Source organism: Methanosarcina sp. A14, assembly GCF_001729375.1.
In the GTDB taxonomy this organism is placed as follows: Archaea; Halobacteriota; Methanosarcinia; order Methanosarcinales; family Methanosarcinaceae; genus Methanosarcina; species Methanosarcina barkeri.
In genome coordinates this window covers 1-4,376 of sequence record NZ_LZPK01000194.1, presented here as the reverse complement: position 1 = coordinate 4,376, position 4,376 = coordinate 1, and the positions used below count along the sequence as shown (strand labels likewise).

The 4,376-nt window shown below is 41.6% G+C and carries 4 protein-coding genes; 3 read left to right on the top strand and 1 reads right to left on the bottom strand.

Translation table 11 applies throughout. From position 1 onward, the window contains the following. Window positions 1-128: 128 nt before the first annotated feature. Window positions 129-1,217 carry a radical SAM protein gene (locus A9239_RS09900; protein ID WP_048154867.1) on the top strand — a complete coding sequence of 363 codons (1,089 nt, stop codon included), beginning with the start codon at window positions 129-131 and terminating at the stop codon, window positions 1,215-1,217. A 206-nt stretch (window positions 1,218-1,423) separates the two neighbouring features. On the opposite strand, the gene A9239_RS09895 is transcribed toward A9239_RS09900, so the two are convergent. Continuing rightward, window positions 1,424-2,164, bottom strand: a complete 741-nt coding sequence (locus A9239_RS09895) for a class I SAM-dependent methyltransferase (RefSeq protein ID WP_080941515.1) — start codon at window positions 2,162-2,164, stop codon at window positions 1,424-1,426. A 551-nt stretch (window positions 2,165-2,715) separates the two neighbouring features. Here A9239_RS09895 and mtbC point away from each other — a divergent pair. Both mtbC and mtbB read left to right on the top strand, forming a co-directional pair. Continuing rightward, window positions 2,716-3,360 (top strand): dimethylamine corrinoid protein MtbC, encoded by a 645-nt coding sequence (gene mtbC / locus A9239_RS09890; protein WP_048123111.1) that lies wholly within the window; start codon window positions 2,716-2,718, stop codon window positions 3,358-3,360. A 63-nt stretch (window positions 3,361-3,423) separates the two neighbouring features. Further along, the coding region (gene mtbB, locus A9239_RS09885) for a [dimethylamine--corrinoid protein] Co-methyltransferase (protein ID WP_069575289.1) at window positions 3,424-4,376 on the top strand (953 nt) is incomplete at its 3' end.

Here is a 4,376-nt window from a genome sequence, read left to right as displayed (position 1 = left end):
CAAAACTGAAAATCAAAACTAAAAACCAGAACTAAAAACCAGAACTAAAAACCAGAACCGGATATTAAAATTGAAACCCGGAAGAAACGAACAATAAGCCTTTAACCCATGTGGAATAATATTTCAGTATGGCAGCTTCGAAGTACCTGAAACGTTACTTCAAGGTGCAGAGAGATGAAATGCCTGCCTTTTTTAAGATAACCGAAAGAATTCCGGTCCAGTTTGATCCAGGCATGCAGCTTGAAGAACTCAGGAAAATTCATGGTAATGAGATCGAAAAGTACCGAAAACTCAAAGAAGACCTTGAACTAGAAGCCGCGGAAGCCCTTGACTATAAAAATGCAAATGACAGGCTAGCATTTTTTACCAGAAGCTTTCTGGAACTTCCAAAAGCCAGTCCCTCTCTTCTTGACCTTAAAGTTGAGATTGTGGGCAAAATGCTGGAAAAATGCCAGTGCTGCGGTTGGCGCTGTGAGGTTAACAGGAAAGCTGGCGAAAAAGGCTTCTGCAGGCTTACAGACCTTTCAAATTACGCTTCTGAGTTCCTGCACATGGGAGAAGAGCCTGAGCTTGTACCATCTCACACGATCTTTTTTACAGGCTGTACTTTTGCCTGTGTTTACTGCCAGAACTGGGATATTTCAACCTGTCCTGACACCGGAATTCGAATTGAGCCAAAGAAACTTGCAAAACTGATCAGCCTTCGGAGAATGCATGGGGCAAGAAACGTAAATTTCGTTACCCCGACTCCGCACGCTCATACTGTCCTTAAAATAGTCCGGAAAATCTCTGTAAATACGCCTGTGGTATGGAACTCAAATATGTATCATTCCCCGGAAATTGCAGAAATCCTCGAAGGGGTTGTAGACGTTTACCTTGGAGATTTCAAGTACGGAAACGATATATGCGCCAGGAAATACTCAAAAATAAAAAATTACCTGGAAATCGTGCAACCAAATTTCGAATTCGCCTACAAAACCTCAGAAATTCTCCTTCGCCATCTTGTCCTGCCGGGCCATCTGGAATGCTGTACAAGGCCGATTGCCGAATGGGTTGCAAAAAATATCCCGCAAATCAGGTTCAATCTCATGTTCCAGTACAGGCCATGCTATCGGGCTATGGAGTATCCAGAGATTGGACGCCGCTTGACTCCGGAAGAAGAGGCTAAGGCGATCGATATTGTGAGAGAGGCAGGGATTGAAGATTTACTTGTCTGATAAAGATAATACTGGTCTAATATAGAATACTGGTCTAATATAGAATACTGGTCTAATATAGAATACTGGTCTAATATAGAATACTGGTCTAATATAGAATACTGATCTGATCACAGCATAAATGACACAGTATTATTAGACATAGTTCGACTATTAGACAAACTTGGCCTGTTATTAGGTGAAGTTTAATTCCAGTGCATTCCCGCTTAAGTCCGAAACATTATTGCATGATACTTATATTCGTAGTACATTGATTGTATATAGCGCATCTCAAAACCGTGTTTGTTTGCAATTTTCTGGATTTTATAAGGATTATGAGTAAAACCGTAAATGTTTCTCGGACGGTTTTTTAAGGCCGCCAATATTGAATTCTGAAAATCACAACTCATTCTGTACAAAGCTTTTAAAAGCCCTGCATTCGGTGCAAATACTCCTAACTTCCACAATGGGTATAATCGCGGGTCCAGTATGTCAAAAAAGACCATTTTACCATCTGAATTGAGATGTTCTGATGCTTTGGCAATAAAGGCGTCAATTTCTTGAAAAGATAAGTACTGGATTACTCCGGCTGCAGTTATTCGATCAAAGGTTGAGTCCAGGTTTTCCCAGAGTATTTCATGATCAGCAAGAATAAGATCAATGTTATTACATTTTCTTTCCCTAATTCTTTTACTTGCTTCGCCAAGCATGGATGGGGAAAAATCCACTCCTAAAAGCTGTTCATATTCAAGAGCATAGTAGGTAAGGAGTTCTGCAGAGCCGCAACCGAAGTCAAGAAGCGTTTTGCCTCCGTCAAGGTGGAATAATTTTTCCCTGGCTTCCATAGCAAGAAACTCCTCAGATGAATATCTGTGCCCCCCGTGTGTTTTATCTTTAAAAAAATTTTCCCAAGCATTCTTTGGCTTTGTATGCGTTTTTTCCATCTTTGCTCTACTTTCTACTTCCATACCCCTTCCCCTTAGTATAATTTTTACTTTATAGAATTATGTGAGTTGTTTTAGGTAAATATGTTATTCATCAATTACATTAATTTGTAATGAAGTAACCAGAGACTTCCAATTAGTATGAATAGAAAAATAGCGTATTCTGTTTTCTTCCAGAAAGACTCTCCAGGTCCCCTTATCTTAAGGACAGTACACTATTTTCTTCACTCCCCTATAATACTCCTATTTTTGATAATGAAATATATACTTGATCTCTGGAAAGATAATGTCACTGAAGAATGCTAAGCTGAGGAGCTACAAACAGTATAAATTTCCGAAATTTCTAAGTATCAAAGATATTTTAGACATTTCGATGTTTTTAAAAAAGTGAAAGTCATATAAAATTTTTAACATGATTTTCACCATTTTTTAAATGTTTTCTTTATATTTTTGATATCTTATTATATACTTTTAGGAAGGTATATATAATAGTAATAGGAACTAACTTACCGTCTTCCGAGTAAATGACAGAAGAAAAATGTCAGTTATTTTCAGATAAAGAAGGGACAGAAAAAATGGCAGATACAGAAGGATTACTCCTCGAGATTGCTGATGCGGTAATCTCCTGTAAAAAAGATGCAGTGCTCGCAGCTGTCGAGAAAGCAAAAAAGGTCATGGAACCTGCTGAGATCATTGACAAAGGTCTTTCTGCAGGCATGAACCAGGTAGGAATTCTCTTTGAGAGAGGGAAACTTTTCCTGCCCCATGTAATGATGGCTGCTGATGCAATGACAGCAGGGGTTAAAGTGCTTGAAGCTGAACTTCCGGCAGGGACAGAGAGCAAGAAACTGGGAGTTATCGTAAACGGAACCGTCGAGGGCGACGTTCACGATATCGGCAAGTCAATAGTCTCTACTATGCTCCAGTCTTCTGGTTTTGAAGTTTATGATCTTGGCAGGGATGTGCCTACAAGGAATTTCGTAGAAAAGGCAAAGGCAGTTAATGCTGATATTATCGGAATTTCCGCCCTTATGACGACAACCCTTCAGGGGCAGAGAGATGTAATTGAACTCCTCAAGGAAGAAGGGCTCAGAGGCAAAGTAAAGGTTATGGTAGGCGGAGCCCCTGCAACCCAGTCCTGGGCTGACAAGATAGGTGCAGACTGCTATGCTGAAAACGCAAGCGAAGCCGTGGCAAAAGCAAAGGAAATGCTGCTATGAGCCTCAACTCTCAATAAAATCGACATAGTCTAAACTAAGTTTGTCAAAAGGAGAATTAAAAAAATGGCAACTGAATACGCTTTGAGAATGGGAGACGGAAAACGTGTCTACCTTACCAAAGAAAAAATAATGGAAGAGATCGAGGCCGGTACTGCAAACGCTGCTGACCTTGGAGAGATCCCTGACCTCAATGCCAATGAAATGGACAAGCTTGCAGAGATCCTCATGATGCCCGGCAAGACTGTTAGTGTCGAACAGGGTATGGAAATTCCTGTGACACACGACATCGGTACCATTAGACTTGACGGTGACCAGGGCAACAGTGGTGTTGGTATTCCTTCCAGCCGTTTAGTTGGCTGCATGACGCACGAGCGTGCTTTTGGTGCTGATACAATGGAACTCGGGCATATTGATTACAGTTTCAAGCCGGTAAAACCTGTCGTATCAAACGAGTGCCAGGCAATGGAAGTCTGCCAGCAGAACATGGTTATTCCACTGTTTTACGGTGCGATGCCCAATATGGGACTTTACTACACACCTGATGGACCTTTTGAGAACCCTGGCGACCTTATGAAGCTATTCAAGATTGACAAAGCAAAAGAATCTATGGAACACGCTGCCGAACACCTTACTAGAGACACTGTTTGGGTTATGCAGAAACTTTTTGCTTCAGGGGCCGATGGAGTTAACTTTGATACAACCGGCGCAGCAGGCGACGGAGATATGTACGGCACACTTTATGCAATCCAGGCCCTTAGAAAAGAGTTTTCTGATATGTATATTGAAGCCGGAATGGCTGGCGAGATGGTACTCGGTATGCACGGAGAACTGGAATATAATGGAGTACGGCTCGCAGGTTTATGGCCGCATGAACAGGCTCCGCTTGTTGCAAAAGCCGGAGCAAATGTATTTGGACCAGTATGCAACACCAATACCAGCAAGACCTCAGCCTGGAAACTTGCTCGTGCAGTAACTTTCATCAAGGCTGCCGTAGGAGCTTCTCCAATCCCCTGTCA

What these genes read in the sequence shown, in the direction of transcription:
- A9239_RS09900 (WP_048154867.1), top strand. Translation starts at nt 129, where the DNA reads ATGGCAGCTTCGAAGTACCTGAAACGTTACTTCAAGGTGCAGAGAGAT.
- mtbC (WP_048123111.1), top strand. Translation starts at nt 2,716, where the DNA reads ATGGCAGATACAGAAGGATTACTCCTCGAGATTGCTGATGCGGTAATC.
- A9239_RS09895 (WP_080941515.1), bottom strand. Translation starts at nt 2,164, where the DNA reads ATGGAAGTAGAAAGTAGAGCAAAGATGGAAAAAACGCATACAAAGCCA.